Raw genomic sequence first — 15913 nt, 5'->3', positions numbered from 1 at the left:
CGACCGTATCCGCCTTCCGAACAGGCCATAAAATCCCGATTTGCACAACGGATTCGGGGCCTGCTGCGCGACGTCGATCCCGTCGGGGATAGTGGTGGGATGCCTGGCGATCCGGTGTGGCAGGCCGCGCGGCTGTCGCTCGGCACCGCCTCGGCCCTGGGGTTCGCGCGCTTCGCCTACGGGCTCGTCGTCCCGGCGATGGGGCGCGATCTGGGGTGGAGCCTCGCCGACGCCGGGGTGATGAGCACCGCCAACGGGCTCGGCTACCTCCTCGGCGCGCTGGTCACCGCCACCGTCGCCCGGCGGGTGGGCGCGGCGGCCGCGTTCCGCTGGGGCATGGTGCTGACCGCGCTGGCGCTGGCGGCCACCGCGGTCAGCGGGAACTTCGTGGTGCTGCTGGTCGTGCGCGCCGTGGCCGGGGTGACGGGCGCGGTGGTGTTCATCGTCGGGGGTGTGCTCGCGTCGCGGATCGCCGTCCGCGCGTCGTCCGGGACGCCCAGCACCGTCTACTTCGCCGGCAGCGGGCTCGGCATCGTCCTCAGTGGAGCGGTGATCCCCGCCCTGGGGCCGCACTGGCGCCTGGCCTGGCTCGGGCTCGGCGCCGCGGCCGCGGTCGCCGCGCTGGTGAGCTGGTCCGCGGCCGCAGTGGACGTCGGCGCCCCGGCCACGAGCACCGGGCGCGCCCGGATGAAGCCGTTGTGGCCCACCGCGGTGGCCTACCTGCTGTTCGCCCTGGGCTACATCACCTACATCACGTTCCTGTCCGCCGTCCTCGCCGCGCACGGCGCCGCGGTCTGGCAGGTGAGTCTGGTGTGGACGGTGCTGGGCCTGGCGGTGGTGGTGGCGTCCGCGCTGTGGCGCGGCGGCCGCGGGCTGGCCACCCTGCTCGCGGTGCTCGCCGCGGGCTCCGCGCTGGCGCTGGTCTCCCCCGCGCTGCCGGTCGTGCTGACCTCCGCGATCGTCTACGGGGCCACGTTCATCGGGGTGCCGGCCGCGGTCACCGCGCTGATCAGGGACCACACCCCGCCCGCCGACTGGACCGCCACCCTCGGCGCGTTCACCACCGTGTTCGCGGCCGGGCAGACCGCGGGCCCGTGGCTGGCCGGTGTGGTGGCCGACCACACGTCCCCGGCCGCGACCGTGGCGTGGACAGCCGTGCTGTGCGCCGCCGGGGCACTGGTCGCCCTGATCCCGGCTCCCCGGCGCGGCCCACGGTGACGCGGCAGTCGCGGACCTCGTGTCGCCGACACGTCGCGCTGCGCGGGGCCGGTTGTCAGGCGCGTGGGTCCGGCACCGCGCGGATCGCCAGGAAGCCGGTCGGCTCGCGGGTCAGCCGCGCGTAGCGGTCGGGGTCCACGGTGGCCGCCTCGGCCGGGGGCCGGGGCTCGAGCAGCCGTTCGATCAGGAAGCCGGCCTCGTGCAGTTCCTCGCAGGTCTGCTCCAGCGGGTTGAGCCAGTAGCGGACCCGCCAGCCCCGGCTCCACACCTCCTCGATCACGCGCGGCTCGAAGTAGTTGCCGCCGTGCCGGAGCCAGTCGCCGAAGGGGTGCTGGCGGGACAGCACCAGCGCACCCTCCGGCCGCAGCACGCGACGCAGCTCCCGCAGCACCGCGACCCGGTCGTCGAGGTACTCCACGGCCAGCGCGAACAGCACCCGGTCCACCGACGCGTCCGGCAGCCAGTCCAGCGGCCGGGCGAGGTCGTGCACCCGGAACTCACCGCCGGGCACGCGACGCCGGGCCAGCTCGACCATGCGCGGGCTGATGTCCGCGCCGATCACCCGGGCGCCGCGCTCCACCAGGTCCGCGGCGTAGAGCCCCGGACCGCAGGCGGCGTCCAGCACCGTCAGCCCGTCCACCTCGCCCAGCAGGTCCCGGCACGCGGGCCGGTCCAGGTGGGCGTTGTAGAACCCGTCGCGGGCGTGGTCGAGGAACTCGTCGGCGAACGCCTCGTACTGCGGCTCGGGGCCGACGCTCACGCGCCGGTCAGCCCGCGCCGCGCCAGCAGCGGCGCGATCTCCGGGTCGCGGCCGCGGAAGGCGCGGAAGAAGGCCATCGGGTCACCGGCGCCGCCACGGGAGAGCAGCGTGCGGCGGAAGTGGTCGCCGTTGGCGCGGGTCAGGCCGCCGTTCTCGCGGAACCACTCCACGGTGTCGGCGTCGAGCACCTCGCTCCAGATGTAGGAGTAGTACCCGGCCGAGTAGCCGCCGCTGAACACGTGCGCGAAGTAGGTGCTGCGGTAGCGCGGCGGGATCGCCGGCACCGCCACCCCGGCCTTCTCCAGGGCCGCGGCCTCGAACGCGGCGACGTCGCCGACCGCGTCCTCGGTGCCCAGCCCGTGCCAGGCCTGGTCCAGCAGCGACGCGGCCAGGTACTCGGTGGTGGCGAAGGGCTGCCCGTGCTGGGCCGACTCCGCCAACCGCTCCACCAGGCGCTGCGGCAGCGGCTCGCCGGTTTCGTGGTGCTTGGCGTAGTTGGGCAGCACCTCCGGCCACAGCATCCACATCTCGTTGACCTGCGACGGGTACTCCACGAAGTCGCGCGGCACGCTGGTGCCGGAGAACTTCGGGTAGCGCACGTCGGAGACCAGCGCGTGCAGCGCGTGCCCGAACTCGTGGAACAGCGTGGTGACCTCGTCGAACGTGAGCAGCGTCGGCTCACCCGCCGGCGGCTTGGCGATGTTGAGGTTGTTCACCACCACCGGCCGCTCCCCCAGCAGGTGCGACTGGTCGGTGAAGGTGTTCATCCAGGCGCCGCCGCGCTTGGAGTCGCGCGTGTAGTAGTCGCCCAGGAACAGGCCCAGCGGGCTGCCGTCGGCGTCGAAGACCTCGAACACCCGCACGTCCGGGTGGTAGACGGGCAGGTCGTGGCGTTCGGTGAAGCTCAGCCCGTACAGCTTGCTCGCGGCGAACAGGACACCGTCGCGCACCACGCGGTCCAGCTCGAAATACGGGCGCAGCGTGGCGTCGTCCAGGTCGAACTTCGCCTTCCGGACGCGTTCGGCGTAGAAGGCCCAGTCCCACGGCTGCAGCGTGGCGCCGGGGTGGTCCTGCTCCAGGTAGGCCTGCAGCTCCTCGGCGTCGCGGCGGGCATTGGCGACCGCGACCGGCGCGAGGCGCTCCAGCAGCCCGACGGCGGCCTCGGCGGTGCGGGCGGTCTCGTCGGAGATCACGTACGCCGCGTGGCTGGGGTGGCCGAGCAGCGCGGCCCGTTCGGCGCGCAGTTGCACGACCCGGGCCAGCACCGCGGTGTTGTCGTTGTCGTTGCCGCGGTTGCCGCGGGAGATGGACGCGGTGAACAGCCGCTCCCGCAGCGCCCGGTTCGCCAGCGACGCCAGCAGCGGCTGCGAGGTGGGCAGGTTCAAGGTGAGCAGGTACTTGCCCGCCTCGCCCCGGGACGCGGCCGCCTCACCGGCCGCGGCGATCGTGCCCTCGGACAGCCCGGCCAGCTCCGCCACGTCCTCGACCAGCACGGCGAGGTCGTTGGTGTCGCGCAGCAGGTTCTCCTGGAACCGGGTGGACAACGTGGACAGTTCCTCGTTGAGCACCCGCAACCGGGCCTGCTGGCTCTCGTCGAGCCCGGCGCCGGCGCGCTGGAAGTCGGTGTAGGTGCGCTCCAGCAGCCAGGCCGACTCCTCGTCCAGGCCCAGCTGGTCGCGCCGCTCGTAGAGGTCGCGCACGCGGGCGAACAGCGCCGGATTCAGGTGGATGGCGTCGGAGTGCGCGGCCAGCTTCGGCGCGACCTCGGCCTGCAGCTCCTGCCGCGCCGGGTTGGTGTCGGAGGAGGTGAGGTTGAAGAACACCGACGACACGCGCTGCAGCAAGCGGCCGGAGGTGTCCAGGGCCACGATGGTGTTCTCGAAGGTCGCCGGTTCCGGGTTGGTGGCGATGGCCTCGATCTCGGCGGCGTGCTCGGCCAGTCCCGCCTCGAACGCCGGGCCGAAGTGCTCGTCGGCGATCCGGTCGAACGGGGGCAGACCGTAGGGCAGGTCACTCGCCTGCGAGAACGGGTTGTCCGGTGTCATCCAGCGCGGCCCTTCTGTCCTGTCGACCCTCCGACCTCCGCGTCGGAGGACGTCTTCTTCTTCCTACCGCGCTTCGGTGCGGGCGGCACCACCCCGGCCAGATCGGAGCTGTGGTCGTTGACGCGCATCACGAACGGGCGCACCTCGGTGTAGCGGACGACGGAGATCGACGCCGGGTCGACCACGATCCGCTGGAACGCGTCCAGGTGCTGGCCCAGCGCGTCGGCCAGGATGGACTTGAGCACGTCGCCGTGGCTGCACAGCAGCCAGACGGCGTGGTCGCCGTGCTCGGCGCTGATCCGCGCGTCGTGCTCGCGCACCGCGGTGACCGCGCGGGCCTGCATGCCGGCCAGCCCCTCGCCGCCGGGGAACACCGCGGCCGAGGGGTGGGCCTGCACGACCCGCCACAGCGGTTCCTTGACCAGGGTCTTCAGCTCGCGGCCGGTCCACTCGCCGTAGTCCACTTCGGACAGCCGCGGGTCGACGGTGCGGGTGAGGCCCCGCTCGGCGACGAGCGGGGCCACGGTGTTCTTGCAGCGCAGCAGCGGCGAGCACACGACCTCGGCCAGCGGCACGCCGGCCAGCCGCTCGACGAGCGCCCGCGCCTGCGCGCGGCCGGTGTCGTCGAGCCCGACCTTGGGGGTCCGCCCGGCCAGCACGCCCGACCCGTTCGCGGTCGAGCGGCCGTGCCGGAGCAGGATCACGGTAGCCACGCCGCCAACCTACAGGGCGGGCCCCGCGTCCGGATCAAGGACGCCGGTGGCGACCAGCACGATCAGCAGCGCGCCGAGCGCGAGCCGGTAGATCACGAACGGCACGTAGCTCTTGGTCTTGATGAAGTTCATCAGCCAGGCGATCACCACGTAGCCGACGCCGAAGGCGACCAGGGTCGCGAGGATCGTCGGCCCCCACTGCGGGCTGTGCTCGCCGCCGATGTCGGTGAGCTTGTACAGGCCGGAGGCGAACACCGCGGGCACAGCCAGCAGGAACGCGTACTCGGTGGCGTCGGCGCGGGTGTAGCCGAGGAACAGGCCCGCGGTGACGGTGCCGCCGGAGCGGGACACGCCCGGGATCAGCGCCATCGCCTGGGCGAAGCCGTAACCCAGGCCGTGCGGGACGGTCAGGTGGTCCAGCGTCCGGTACTGGCGGCCGACCCGGTCGGCGATGAGCAGCAGGATGCCGAACCCGATCAGGGTCGTCGCGGTGAGCCGCAGGTCGCGGAAGGCGCTGTCGATGGCGTCCTGGAACAGCAGGCCCAGCACCGCGATCGGCAGCGACCCGACGATGATCAGCCAGCCCAGCCGGGCGTCCGGGTCGTGACGCGCCTCCCGCTGGTAGAGCGAGCGCCACCAGGCGGCCAGGACGCGGCCGATCTTCTTCGAGAAGTAGAGGATGACCGCCAGCTCGGTGCCGATCTGGGTGACCGCGGTGAACGCCGCCCCGGGGTCGTCCCAGCCGGCGAGCGCGGCGGTGATGCGCAGGTGGGCGCTGGAGGAAATCGGGAGGAACTCGGTCAGGCCCTGCACCAGGCCGAGGACGAGTGCTTCGAACCAGCCCATGCTCACCGGGCCTTCGGGAAAATCAGTCGCGTTCGCACGGTGGGAGAGGCTATCGGCGGCCCGCGTCACTCGATGAGCCGCCTTCGTCAAGTTGTTTACGGTACTGTCGTTACGCCCTCCCGTCGCCCGCCGCCACCCTCAACGGTGGCGCTCCGCGCCGCAGTTACCCTCTGTGTATGCAGAAGCGACAGCTCGGCAGGTCGGGGTTGCGGGTCTCCCGGATGGCGCTCGGCACGATGTCCTGGGGCGCGGAGACGGACGCCGACGAGGCGGCCAGCCAGCTCGTCGCGTTCGTCGAGGCGGGCGGGACGCTCGTCGACACCGCCGACATCTACTCCGGCGGCGAGAGCGAGCGGATCCTCGGCGGGCTGCTGGGCGACCTGGTGCCGCGCGACGAGATCGTCGTGGCGACCAAGGCCGTCGCCCGCCGCACCGACGGGCCGTTCGGCGGTGGCGCCTCCCGCGGCGCGCTGCTGTCCGCGCTGGAGGGGTCGCTGCGGCGGCTCGGCGTGGACCACCTGGACCTGTGGCAGCTGCACGCCTGGGACGACTCGGTGCCGCTGGAGGAAACCCTCTCGGCACTGGACCACGCGGTGACCTCCGGCAAGGTCCGCTACACCGGGGTGTGCAACTACTCAGGCTGGCAGCTGGCCTCGGCCGCGGCGGCCCGGCCCGCCGGGCTGGTCGCCAGCCAGGCCGAGTACTCGCTGGTGGAGCGCGGTGTGGAACGGGAGCTGGTGCCGGCGGCCCGCTACCACGGGCTCGGCGTGCTGCCGTGGGCGCCGCTGGGCCGCGGGGTGCTGACCGGCAAATACCGGCACGGCACGCCGGCCGACTCGCGGGGCGCGTCGGCCGAGTACGCCGGCTACGTCGAGCAGCACCGCACCGAACGGGCGGCGCGGATCGTGGAGGCGGTCGCCACCGCGGCCGACGGGCTGGGGGTGTCTCCGCTGGTGGTGGCGCTGGCGTGGGTGCGGGACCGGCCGGGTGTGGTGGCGCCGGTGGTCGGGGCGCGCGACACCGGGCAGCTCACCGGGTCGCTGGCGGCGGAGGAGATCGCGCTGCCGGTCGCGATCTCCTCGGCGCTGGACGACGTCAGCGCCGTCGAGTTCGGTTACCCCGAGCGGGGCACGAAGTGACCGTGAGGTGGATGGCACGTGACGCGGCGGGGTTTTCAGGGGATGCTGGAGGCAACAGAGGAATGCGATCCGGAGGTCTTGTGCGCTCCTCCGCCACCGTCGGGACCGGTGTCGCGCTGGTCTGCGCCCTGGTGCTGAACGGGTGCTCGTCGCAGTCCACCGAATCCACCGACACCCTGCAGGTCGTGGCCAACCCGGTCGCGGCGACCGCGCCGGTGTCGCCCCCGCCTGCGGCCGCCCCGGCGGGCACGGTGATCCCCTCCGCCGAGGTCACCGCGCTGGCCGCCGACCCGGCCACCGGGACACTCGCCGTGGCCGTTCCGGACGCCGTGCTGCTGTACCGGTCCGCCGATCCGGCGGCCGCGCCGGTGCGGGTGCCGGTGGCCGGGCGCGTCGAGCAGCTGCGCGTGTCCGGCGGGGTGCTACTGGCCACGCTGCCCGCGGCCGGGCAGGTCGCGCGGATCGCGCTGCCCGGGGGCGAGGTGAGCACGCTCGCGGTGGCGGGGCAGCCGGCCGGCGCGGTCGTCGACGGCGACCGGACGCTGGTCGCGGTGCGGGACCGCAAGGCCGTGGACGTGTTCACCGGCGGGCAGCTGACCAAGACCATCCAGGGCCAGCTCTACAGCGCCGACGACGTGCTGCGGGCCGGCGGGCACACCGTCGTGCTGGACGAGCTGCGCACCGCCGTGTTCGCGGTGGACGTCGACGGCGGCACGATCGCCGAGGGCCTGCGCGCCGGGGACGGCGCCACGCACGCGGTCGCGGACTCCTTCGGCCGGGTGCTCGTGGTCGACACCCGCGCCGGTGCCCTCCTGGCGTTCTCCACCGGCCCGCTGTTGCTGCGGCAGCGGTACCCGGTGCCCGGCGGGGCGTACGGCCTCGCCTACGACGCGCAGCGCGCGCTGGCGTGGGTGACGCTCACCGAGCGCAACGAGGTCGTCGGGTTCGACGTGCGCGGCGGCGAACCGGTCGAGAAGTACCGTTTCCCGGCGGTCCGGCAGCCGAATTCGGTTACCGTCGAGGAGCGGAGCGGGCGGGTGGTCGTCGGCTCCGCGGCGGGAGAAGGGGTCCAGGTGATCCAGCCATGAAGCACCCGGAGGCGGTGGTCGACGAGGACTGGGAGTACCGCCGGTTGCAGTTGCCACCCGGCGTCTCCCGGCGGGCCGCGGCCACGCAGCTGTCCATCAACGCCGAGTACGGCGGGTGGGAGCTGTCGACGGTCCGGCTCTACTCCGACGGCACCCGGCGCGTGTGGCTGCGCCGCAAGCGCCAGCCGGCCACCGCGCTGCCCGAGGTCCTGATCTGACCGAGCGGCGTGGCGCCGCCTCCGCGGGGGCGTGGCGGCGTTGGCGCTGCCCGCCCCGCGTCAGCCGGCGAGCGAGCGGCCCGTCTCGGCGAGCGCCTCGCGGAGGATGCGCATCGCTTTGGGGCCCATGCCGTGCAGGGCGAGCAGCTCGGCCTCCGTCAGGGCGGCGACCTGGTCGAGTGTGGTGATCCCGGCGTCGGCCAGCGCGCGGGTGGCGGGGCGGCCGATGGCGCGGGGCAGGTCACCGGTCCCGGGCTCCGCGGACTCGGCGGCCCGCGCCCGCGCGGCCAGCGGTTCGGGCGCGTGGGCGAGCCAGGCGCGCCGGACCCAGTGGTTGAGCTGCTGCCCGTTGATGTCGGCCAGTGGCACCCGCACCCCGCCGCGCACGCGGGTGGCGGAGGGGTGCGCGGCGAGCACCTCGGCCACCTCCGCGGCGGGCAGCCGCAGTTCCGCCTGCTTGTCCGCGAGCGCCGCGAACACCACGCCGCCCACGGTGAAGGCGCCGCCGTCGGCCACCGCCTCCGGGAGGGATCCCGCCGTCTTGCGCAACTGCGCCGCGGTGGTCATGACGCGCGGAAGAACCGGTCCAGCACGCGGGTGCCGAACTTGAGCGCGTCCACCGGCACCCGCTCGTCCACGCCGTGGAACAGCCCGGAGAAGTCCAGGTCGGCGGGCAGTTGCAGGGGGACGAACCCGAAGTTGCGGATGCCCAGCGTCTGGAACGACTTGGCGTCGGTGCCGCCGGAGAGCATGTAGGGCAGCACCTTCGCGCCGGGGTCCTCGGCGGTGATGGAGGCGGTCATGGCGTCCACGAGCGCGCCGTCGAACGTGGTCTCGACCGGGGGCAGCTCCATCCACTCCTTCTCGATGTCCGGGCCGAGGATCTCGTCCAGCTCGCGGTCGAAGGCCTCCATCCGGCCGGGCAGGATGCGGCAGTCCACGGCGGCCTCGGCGACCGAGGGGATGACGTTGGACTTGTAGCCGGCGGTGAGCATGGTCGGGTTGGCGGTGTCGCGCAGGGTCGCGCCGATCATGCGGGAGATGTTGCCGAGCTTGGCCACGGCGCCGTCGATGTCGTCCTCGGGGAAGTCCCAGCCGGTGATCTCGGTGACGCCGGCGAGGAACTCGCGCACCGAGTCGGTGAGCACGAGCGGGAACCGGTGCTGACCGAGCCGCGCGACCGCGGCCGACAGCTTGGTGACGGCGTTGTCGCGGTGGATCATGGAGCCGTGGCCGGCGGTGCCGCGCACGCGCAGCTTCATCCACCGGATGCCCTTCTCCGCGGTCTCCACCACGTAGGTGCGCACGTCGTCCTTGAGGTTGATGGAGAAGCCGCCGACCTCGCTGATCGCCTCGGTGGCGCCCTCGAACAGGTCGCGGCGGTTTTCCACCAGCCACTGGGCGCCGAACTTGCCGCCGGCCTCCTCGTCGGCGAGGAAGGCGAAGATGATGTCGCGCGGCGGCACGATGTTCTCGCGCTTGTAGTGGCGGGCCAGGGCCAGCATGATGCCGAGCATGTCCTTCATGTCGACGGCGCCGCGGCCCCACACGTAGCCGTCCTGGACGGCGCCGGAGAACGGGTGGACCGACCACTCGGAGGCGTCGGCGGGGACGACGTCGAGGTGGCCGTGCACGAGCAGCGCCCCGCGGCTGGGGTCGGCGCCGGCGAGGCGGGTGATCACGTTGTGCCGGTTGCGGCCGCCGGACTCGACGTAGTCGATCTCGTAGCCGACCTCGGTGAGCTTCTCCGCGACGAACTCCGCTGCCGCCTTCTCCCCCACCAGCGTGTCCGGGTCGCCGGTGTTGGTGGTGTCGATGCGGATCAGCTCGCTGGTCAGCGTGACGGCTTCGTCGGCCGCGATCTCGATGCTCACGCCGCCATTCCTATCATCACGCGGGTGCGAGATCAGCTGGAGCGGGCCGTCGGGCTCGTCCGCGACGTCACCGGCGCGGCGCTGCTCGGCGTCTACCTCCACGGTTCCGGTGTGCGCCGGAGCCTGGACCAGCGGCAGCGGCGGGCGCTGCTGGAGGGCTTGCTGGAGATCTCCGCTCCGGCCACCGCAGCCCGGCCGGTCGAACTCACCGTCGTCGTCCAGTCCGAGATCCGTCCCTGGCGGTTCCCGCCGTCCGGCGACTTCCTCTACGGCGAGTGGCTGCGGGACGACCTGGAAGCGAGCGGGCCTCCCCGGCCCGGCCCGATGGCGGACCTGGCCGTGGTGCTCACGATGGTCCTGGCCGGTGACCAGGTCCGGGCGAGCGTCGCGGGCATCCCGGAGCTGCTCGCCGAACTGGACGACGACACCCGCAACGTCGTGCTGACCTTCGCCCGCGTCTGGGCGACACTGTCCACCGGCGAGATCAAGTCCAAGGAGGCCGCCGCGGACTGGGCCCTCGCCGTCTCCCGCCGGCACACCGCCCCGTGCTGGCGCACGCCCGCGATCTGTACCACACCCGCCACTACGCGGACGAAAGCTGGACTCCCGACCTGCGGGCGCGGGTGCGGCCGCACGTGGACGAGGTCCTCGCCCACATCGGCCGGCTGCGGGCCTGAGTCAGGGCCGGGAGCCGATCCCGGTGCCGATCTCGCCGATGCGGCCTGCCGCGGAGTCGGCGGCCAGCGGCGGGGTGTTCATGCCCGCGCCGGCACGCAGACCGGCCAGGAACTCGCCGATCGCCTCGAGGCCGTCGTGGCGCGGGATCCAGCCGAGTTCCTCGCGGGCGCGAGTGGTGTCCATGATCGGCAGCCGCAGGACGGTGTCGAGCAGGCCGGGTGAGGCCGGCAGCAGGTGGGCGTACCAGCCGGCGGACACCGCCGCCCGCAGCGTCCACGTGGGCACGGGCACGGTGCGGGCGCCCAGCAGGCGGGCCAGTGCGTTGGCGTCGATGACCGGGTCGGCGGCGATGTTGAACGCGCCGCGCACGTCGGTGAGCGCCGCCAGGCGGAACGCTTCGCCGATGTCGGCGGAGTGCACGGCCTGCACCCGCAGGCCGGCAACGTCCGGGATGACCGGGATCAGCGACGGCCGGGCCAGGCTGCCGGGCAGGAACGGGCCGGCGAACAGGCGGCGCTGCTCGGAGGCGGCTTCGCGTTTGAAGACGAACGCCGGGCGCAGCCGCACGACCCGCACGCCGGGATTGGTTTTCTCGAACCCGTCCAGGTAGCGCTCCAGGTAGGACTTCTCGCGCGGGTAGGCGGCCGCGGGCCAGCCGTGGGTGGGCCAGGTCTCGGTGACCGGGCGGTCCTTCGGGCCGGGCGAGTAGGCGCCGACCGACGAGGAGTACACCAGGGCGGGCACGTGCTCCCGGGCGGCGGCCTCGAACACGCGGATCGCGCCGAGCACGTTGGCGCGCCAGGTCAGCGCCGGGTCGTGGGTCGGCTGGAACAGCCACGCCAGGTGGACGACCACGTCGGCGTCGCGCACCAGGTGGGCGATCTGGTCCTCGGCCAGGTCGGCGGTGCGCCACCGCAGCTTCGGCACGCTCCACTCGGGTTCGCGGCGGACCACGCCGAGGATCGACGCCACCGCCGGGTCGCGGCTGAGCGCCTGGACGGTGCTGGTGCCCACGTTGCCGCTGGCGCCGGTGACCACGACGCGCAGGCCCTTGCTCACTGGCGAGTTCATGCGCACGCGGATACCCGGCGGGCCGGGGCGTCAACCGTCGCGTTTGGTGCGGCCGGGATCGGGGACACCTCGGGGCAGATGAGGAAGGAGTGCGCATGGGACAGCCACCCCAGCAGCAGGAACCGCCGGGCGTGACGCACGAGATGGAGCCCGCGCCGCGGGACCGGATGGCCGGCTACACCGGGCGCGGATTGCTGCGCGACAAGCGCGCGCTGGTGACCGGCGGGGACTCCGGCATCGGGCGGGCGGTCGCGATCGCGTTCGCCAAGGAGGGCGCCGACGTGGCGATCGCCTACCTGGAGGAGCATTCCGACGCGGAGGAGACCGCGGAGCTGGTGCGCAAGGAGGGCCGGCGCTGCCTGTTGCTGCCCGGCGACCTCGGGGAGCGGGAGCGGTGCCGCACGATCGTGGACGAGACCGTGCGCGAGTTCGGCGGGCTGGACGTGCTGGTCAACAACGTGGCCACGCAGCAGGAGCTGGATTCGCCCGAGGATCTGACCGACGAGCAGTGGATGCGCACCTTCGACGTGAACATCCACAGCTACTTCCGGGTGACGCACGCGGCGCTGCCGCACCTGGGCGAGGGCTCGTCGATCATCAACACCGCGTCGGTGAACGGGTTGCGCGGCAACAAGTCCCTGATCGACTACTCGGCCACCAAGGGCGCGGTGATCGCCTGGACCTACGCGATGGCGCAGGCGCTGGCCGGCCGGGGCGTGCGGATCAACGCGGTCGCGCCGGGTCCGGTGTGGACGCCGCTGATCCCGGCGACGATGTCGGGCGAGCACGTGGAAAAGTTCGGGCAGCAGGTGCCGATGGGGCGGGCGGCGCAGCCGGACGAGCTGGCGCCGTCGTTCGTGTTCTTCGCGTCCGGCCAGCTGTCGTCGTACTACACCGGTGAGGTGCTCGCCGCGCTCGGCGGCGAGACGCTGCCGGGCTGAGGAGGGACCATGCCGCAGGAGCCAGTGTCGGAGCAGCAGGAGAACCTGGAGCTGGACGCCGAGCCGGAGCCGCTGGAGGACCCGGTGACCTGGCGGGTGACCGATCCGGACCGGGCGGTCGAACCGGATTCGGAGGCCGCGGCCGAGCAGGTGTCGGCGCCCGACCGGTCCAACGAGCTGATCGACGCCGAGGGCACCGAGATCGGTGAGGACCAGGGCCGCCGCCGGCCGGCCGGGGGCGCCGAGCAGCAGGCGTTGCGGGTCGAGGACGGCGAAGTTTGACGTACGGGCGTCCCGGGAAACCGTCGGCCAGGCACGAGAGGCGACAGGAGGTGCTCCGATGCCTGGACGTGAGGCCCTGCCCAGCACGCTGAAGCGGTCGTCGAAGAAGGCGCAGGACACGTGGGTGAAGACCCACGATTCGGCGGTGGAGACCTACGGCGAGGGCCGGCGCGCGCACCAGACGGCGTACGCGTCGCTGAAGCACTCGTTCGAGAAGGTCGGCGACCACTGGGAGGAGAAGGGCCGCAAGGGCCCGTCGGACAAGCAAGCCGCGCGGGGCGCCGGCCGCAAGCCGGCGAAGACCGCCGGCGGGGTGGACGCCTCGGCCAGCAAGCAGCACCTGTACGACGTGGCGAAGAAGCTCGACATCAAGGGCCGCTCGTCGATGAACAAGAACGAACTGGTCAAGGCGATCCAGAAGGCCAACGACCGGGAGACCGCGAAGGCTCGCCGGTAGCGGTCCGGCAGGTACTGGTTGAGGAAGGGCCCGGCTCCGGCCGGGCCCTTCGTCATGCCCGGCCGCGCTCAGGCCGGGGGCAGTGGCGGGCGCCCGTGCCGGTCGATCGTCTGGCGGGCCGGGCGGGGGACCCGCCAGTCGAGACGGGTGCCGGCGCTGCGTTCGAGCTTGGTGAGCACCTGGCGGGCCGCGGCGAAGGCGGCTTCCTGCTCGGCCGGGGTTGCCGCGCCCTCGGCCAGTTCGAGCAGCTTGATGCCCTGGTTGATCAGCGCCCGCTCGTCGGTGGTGAACCGCGAGGCGCGCAGCTTGTCGGCCGCCTCGCAGGCCGCCCGCCACGCCTGTTCCGCGTTCTCGGTGGCCGCGACGTACTTGCGGGCCACCTCGGTGGGCGGGTAGCTCTCGGTGTGCAGCGCCATGGCCTCGTGGAAGGCGTCGATGAACCGGCTGGTCGAGGGCACCGCCGGATCGGCGAGCGCGGGCCGCCGCAGGACCTGCTTCGGGTCGGATTCGTAGTCGCCGTACTCCCCCGCGATCCGGGCGTACCGGTCACGCGCGGCGTCCCACAGGGCGCGCAGCGACTCGGCGGCGTCGGGGGCGTCGACGGGCCGTCCGGGTGGCCGGGACGGCGCGGGGTGCGCGCGGGCCTGCCAGCGCTGGTGCATCGCCGCGCGGGAGTAGGACGCGGCCAGCACCCAGATCAGCACCATGATGGGCCAGATGAACGCTCCCAGGTCTTGGTAGGGCATCGGCTGCTCCCTCACCACGGCGGCGCCCGGCGCGAGCGCCCTGCCTCCATGATGCGCCTGGTTCCGGGTGGCGGTGGAATGTGCGCCACACCCGCCCGCCCGGCGCGCCTGGCACAATCCGGGGCACTGCACGACGACGAGTGGGGAGCGCCGATGGGGCCGCTGGCCGGGATCAAGGTGCTGGAACTGGCGGGCATCGGCCCGGGACCGCACGCGGCGATGATCCTCGCCGACCTCGGTGCGGACGTGGTGCGCGTGGAGCGGCCCTCCGGTGGCCTGCAGGTGCTGCCGCCGCAGGCGCGGGACCACGTGCTGCGCGGCCGCCGTTCGATCGCGGCCGACCTGAAGACCCCCGAGGGCAAGCGGCTGGTGCAGCAGCTGATCGACAAGGCCGACGTGCTGCTGGAGGGCTTCCGGCCGGGGGTGGCCGAGCGGCTCGGCGTCGGGCCGGAGGACTGCCTGGCCCGCAACCCGCGCCTGGTCTACGGCCGCATGACCGGCTGGGGCCAGGACGGCCCGATGGCGCCGCGGGCCGGTCACGACATCAACTACATCTCCCTCACCGGCGCGCTGCACGCGGTGCGTGACACCGCCGGCAAGCCGATCCCGCCGCTGAACCTGGTCGGCGATTTCGGTGGCGGCTCGATGTTCCTGGTCACCGGGGTGCTGGCGGCGCTGGTCGAGCGCGCGGGTTCCGGGCGCGGCCAGGTGGTGGACGCGGCGATGGTCGACGGCGCGAGCGTGCTGCTGCAGATGGTGTGGGCGCTGCGGGCGCAGGGCGCGTGGGCCGACGAGCCGGGCACGAACCTGCTCGACACCGGCTGCCCCTACTACGACACCTACCGGTGCGCCGACGGCCGGTACATCGCGGTCGGGGCGCTGGAGCCCCAGTTCTACGCCGAGCTGCTCAAGGGGCTGGGCCTGGACGGTGCGGACCTGCCCGCGCAGGGCGACCGCGGCGGCTGGCCGAAGCTGCGGGAGCGGTTCACCGAGGTCATCGCCTCCCGCACCCGCGACGAATGGACGGCGGTGTTCGCCGGCACGGACGCGTGCGTGACGCCGGTGCTGTCCTTCGCCGAGGCGGCGGAGAACGAGCACCTGGCCGCGCGCGGCTCGGTGCGGGACATCAACGGCGGGACGCAGGCCGCGCCCGCCCCGCGCTTCTCCCGCACGGCCAACGCGGAGCCGGCGCCGCCGGCCACGCCGGGCGCGGACACCGCGGAGGTCATCCGCGACTGGGGCGTTCAGGCCTGAGCCGGCCGCGGCAGCCCCACCTGGTCCGGCACCACGCGGACCAGGTCGCGTAGCCAGGTCTCGACGTCGTCGGGCCACCACCGGCCGGACGGCAGCCGGGAGAGCGCTTCCCGCACGGCGGGCACCGTCGGCCGGCCGGGACGACCCGGCTGGGCGCGGCGCCCGCGAGCACGCCCAGCCACCAGTGCTTCCCCGTGGCGGGCAGGGATTCCGGGTCGAGGACGAGGTAGTAGTCGGGCAGCAGCGTGGCGCCCCGGCGCAGGTCGGCCACCGCGGTCTCGATCGCGACCTCCAGGGTGCCGGGTGGTGCCTGCCGGTCGAAGAACCGGGCCCAGGCGTCGGCGACCCCGGCGAGCGGATCCCGGTCGTGCACCACGTACGCGGCGTGGGTCTGCCCCACGAGCGCGGCCGCCTCTCCGGAGGACGCCACGCGGACGTTGGCCAGCCCGTCGAGCCCGGCGAGGACCTTCTCGCTGCCGGAGCCGGCGAGCACGACGACGGTGCTGTTCGGCCTTGCCATGCCGTCCAACCTACCGACGGAAGTCGTAGGCCGGACAGAGGTCTGGACCTCTCGCCGGAGTGT

At 73.4% G+C, this 15913-nt stretch carries 17 protein-coding genes and 1 pseudogene; 9 read left to right on the top strand and 9 right to left on the bottom strand.

Translation table 11 applies throughout. The features are described from left to right. Positions 1-99: 99 nt before the first annotated feature. Positions 100-1218: a YbfB/YjiJ family MFS transporter gene (locus tag L1857_RS19825; protein WP_116109271.1), complete on the top strand. Its 1119-nt coding sequence runs from the start codon at positions 100-102 to the stop codon at positions 1216-1218. Positions 1219-1273: 55 nt separating this feature from the next. Here the strand turns inward: L1857_RS19825 and L1857_RS19820 are convergent, their stop codons facing one another. Genes L1857_RS19820 through L1857_RS19805 form a run of 4 tightly spaced genes read right to left on the bottom strand, consistent with a single transcriptional unit; the run spans position 1274 to position 5582 of the window. Beyond that, positions 1274-1978: a class I SAM-dependent methyltransferase gene (locus L1857_RS19820; RefSeq protein WP_094003038.1), complete on the bottom strand. Its 705-nt coding sequence runs from the start codon at positions 1976-1978 to the stop codon at positions 1274-1276. Then, entirely contained in the window at positions 1975-4023 is a 2049-nt protein-coding gene (locus L1857_RS19815; protein WP_249465846.1) for a M3 family metallopeptidase, read from the bottom strand. The genes L1857_RS19820 and L1857_RS19815 overlap by 4 nt, the downstream gene beginning before the upstream one ends. Further along, a complete protein-coding gene (locus tag L1857_RS19810; RefSeq protein WP_094003040.1) occupies positions 4020-4736 on the bottom strand; it encodes a histidine phosphatase family protein in 717 nt (238 codons plus the stop codon). The genes L1857_RS19815 and L1857_RS19810 overlap by 4 nt, the downstream gene beginning before the upstream one ends. 9 nt (positions 4737-4745) lie before the next feature. Beyond that, complete coding sequence (locus L1857_RS19805) at positions 4746-5582, bottom strand: undecaprenyl-diphosphate phosphatase (RefSeq protein ID WP_094003041.1); 837 nt, start codon at positions 5580-5582, stop codon at positions 4746-4748. A gap of 176 nt (positions 5583-5758) precedes the next feature. On the opposite strand from L1857_RS19805, the gene L1857_RS19800 reads away from it, so the two are divergent. The 3 genes from L1857_RS19800 to L1857_RS19790 all read left to right on the top strand — a co-directional run bounded on the left by L1857_RS19800 (position 5759) and on the right by L1857_RS19790 (position 8027). After that, positions 5759-6721 carry an aldo/keto reductase gene (locus tag L1857_RS19800; protein WP_116109277.1) on the top strand — a complete coding sequence of 321 codons (963 nt, stop codon included), beginning with the start codon at positions 5759-5761 and terminating at the stop codon, positions 6719-6721. A gap of 80 nt (positions 6722-6801) precedes the next feature. Beyond that, positions 6802-7809 (top strand): YncE family protein, encoded by a 1008-nt coding sequence (locus L1857_RS19795; protein WP_116109279.1) that lies wholly within the window; start codon positions 6802-6804, stop codon positions 7807-7809. Beyond that, a complete protein-coding gene (locus L1857_RS19790; RefSeq protein WP_094003044.1) occupies positions 7806-8027 on the top strand; it encodes a DUF5703 family protein in 222 nt (73 codons plus the stop codon). Before L1857_RS19795 ends, L1857_RS19790 begins: the two co-directional genes overlap by 4 nt. A 60-nt stretch (positions 8028-8087) precedes the next feature. Here L1857_RS19790 and L1857_RS19785 read toward each other — a convergent pair whose 3' ends face one another. Both L1857_RS19785 and L1857_RS19780 read right to left on the bottom strand, forming a co-directional pair. Further along, positions 8088-8594, bottom strand: coding sequence for a helix-hairpin-helix domain-containing protein (locus L1857_RS19785; protein ID WP_094003045.1), 507 nt, complete (start codon positions 8592-8594; stop codon positions 8088-8090). Beyond that, on the bottom strand, positions 8591-9901 hold the full coding sequence (locus tag L1857_RS19780) for a M20/M25/M40 family metallo-hydrolase (protein ID WP_094003046.1): 1311 nt from the start codon (positions 9899-9901) through the stop codon (positions 8591-8593). Before L1857_RS19780 ends, L1857_RS19785 begins: the two co-directional genes overlap by 4 nt. 324 nt (positions 9902-10225) lie before the next feature. Here L1857_RS19780 and L1857_RS19775 point away from each other — a divergent pair. Continuing rightward, positions 10226-10363 (top strand): annotated as a pseudogene (locus tag L1857_RS19775) (aminoglycoside adenylyltransferase domain-containing protein); the annotation flags it as partial. A gap of 216 nt (positions 10364-10579) precedes the next feature. On the opposite strand, the gene L1857_RS19770 reads toward L1857_RS19775, so the two are convergent. Continuing rightward, entirely contained in the window at positions 10580-11650 is a 1071-nt protein-coding gene (locus L1857_RS19770) for an NAD-dependent epimerase/dehydratase family protein (protein ID WP_205413155.1), read from the bottom strand. A 95-nt stretch (positions 11651-11745) separates the two neighbouring features. On the opposite strand from L1857_RS19770, the gene L1857_RS19765 reads away from it, so the two are divergent. Genes L1857_RS19765 through L1857_RS19755 form a run of 3 tightly spaced genes read left to right on the top strand, consistent with a single transcriptional unit; the run spans position 11746 to position 13330 of the window. Further along, positions 11746-12591, top strand: a complete 846-nt coding sequence (locus tag L1857_RS19765) for an SDR family oxidoreductase (protein WP_094003047.1) — start codon at positions 11746-11748, stop codon at positions 12589-12591. Between the two features lie 9 nt (positions 12592-12600). After that, the gene (locus L1857_RS19760) at positions 12601-12873 is read left to right on the top strand and encodes a hypothetical protein (protein WP_094003048.1); all 273 of its coding nucleotides are present in this window, start codon (positions 12601-12603) and stop codon (positions 12871-12873) included. Between the two features lie 58 nt (positions 12874-12931). Further along, positions 12932-13330 (top strand): ChaB family protein, encoded by a 399-nt coding sequence (locus L1857_RS19755; RefSeq protein ID WP_094003049.1) that lies wholly within the window; start codon positions 12932-12934, stop codon positions 13328-13330. 68 nt (positions 13331-13398) lie between these two features. Here the strand turns inward: L1857_RS19755 and L1857_RS19750 are convergent, their stop codons facing one another. Continuing rightward, positions 13399-14076: a hypothetical protein gene (locus tag L1857_RS19750; protein WP_094003050.1), complete on the bottom strand. Its 678-nt coding sequence runs from the start codon at positions 14074-14076 to the stop codon at positions 13399-13401. Between the two features lie 153 nt (positions 14077-14229). On the opposite strand from L1857_RS19750, the gene L1857_RS19745 reads away from it, so the two are divergent. Next, positions 14230-15330 carry a CaiB/BaiF CoA transferase family protein gene (locus tag L1857_RS19745; RefSeq protein WP_249467456.1) on the top strand — a complete coding sequence of 367 codons (1101 nt, stop codon included), beginning with the start codon at positions 14230-14232 and terminating at the stop codon, positions 15328-15330. On the opposite strand, the gene L1857_RS19740 is transcribed toward L1857_RS19745, so the two are convergent. Then, positions 15302-15850, bottom strand: a complete 549-nt coding sequence (locus L1857_RS19740) for a hypothetical protein (RefSeq protein WP_240323030.1) — start codon at positions 15848-15850, stop codon at positions 15302-15304. The two genes, L1857_RS19745 and L1857_RS19740, sit on opposite strands and share 29 nt — an antisense overlap. Positions 15851-15913: the final 63 nt, after the last annotated feature.

It is taken from the genome of Amycolatopsis thermalba (assembly GCF_023376025.1).
GTDB classification, from domain to species: domain Bacteria; phylum Actinomycetota; class Actinomycetes; order Mycobacteriales; family Pseudonocardiaceae; genus Amycolatopsis_E; species Amycolatopsis_E thermalba.
Note: the sequence above shows the minus strand (reverse complement) of the source record. Positions and strands in the feature narration are given on the sequence as shown.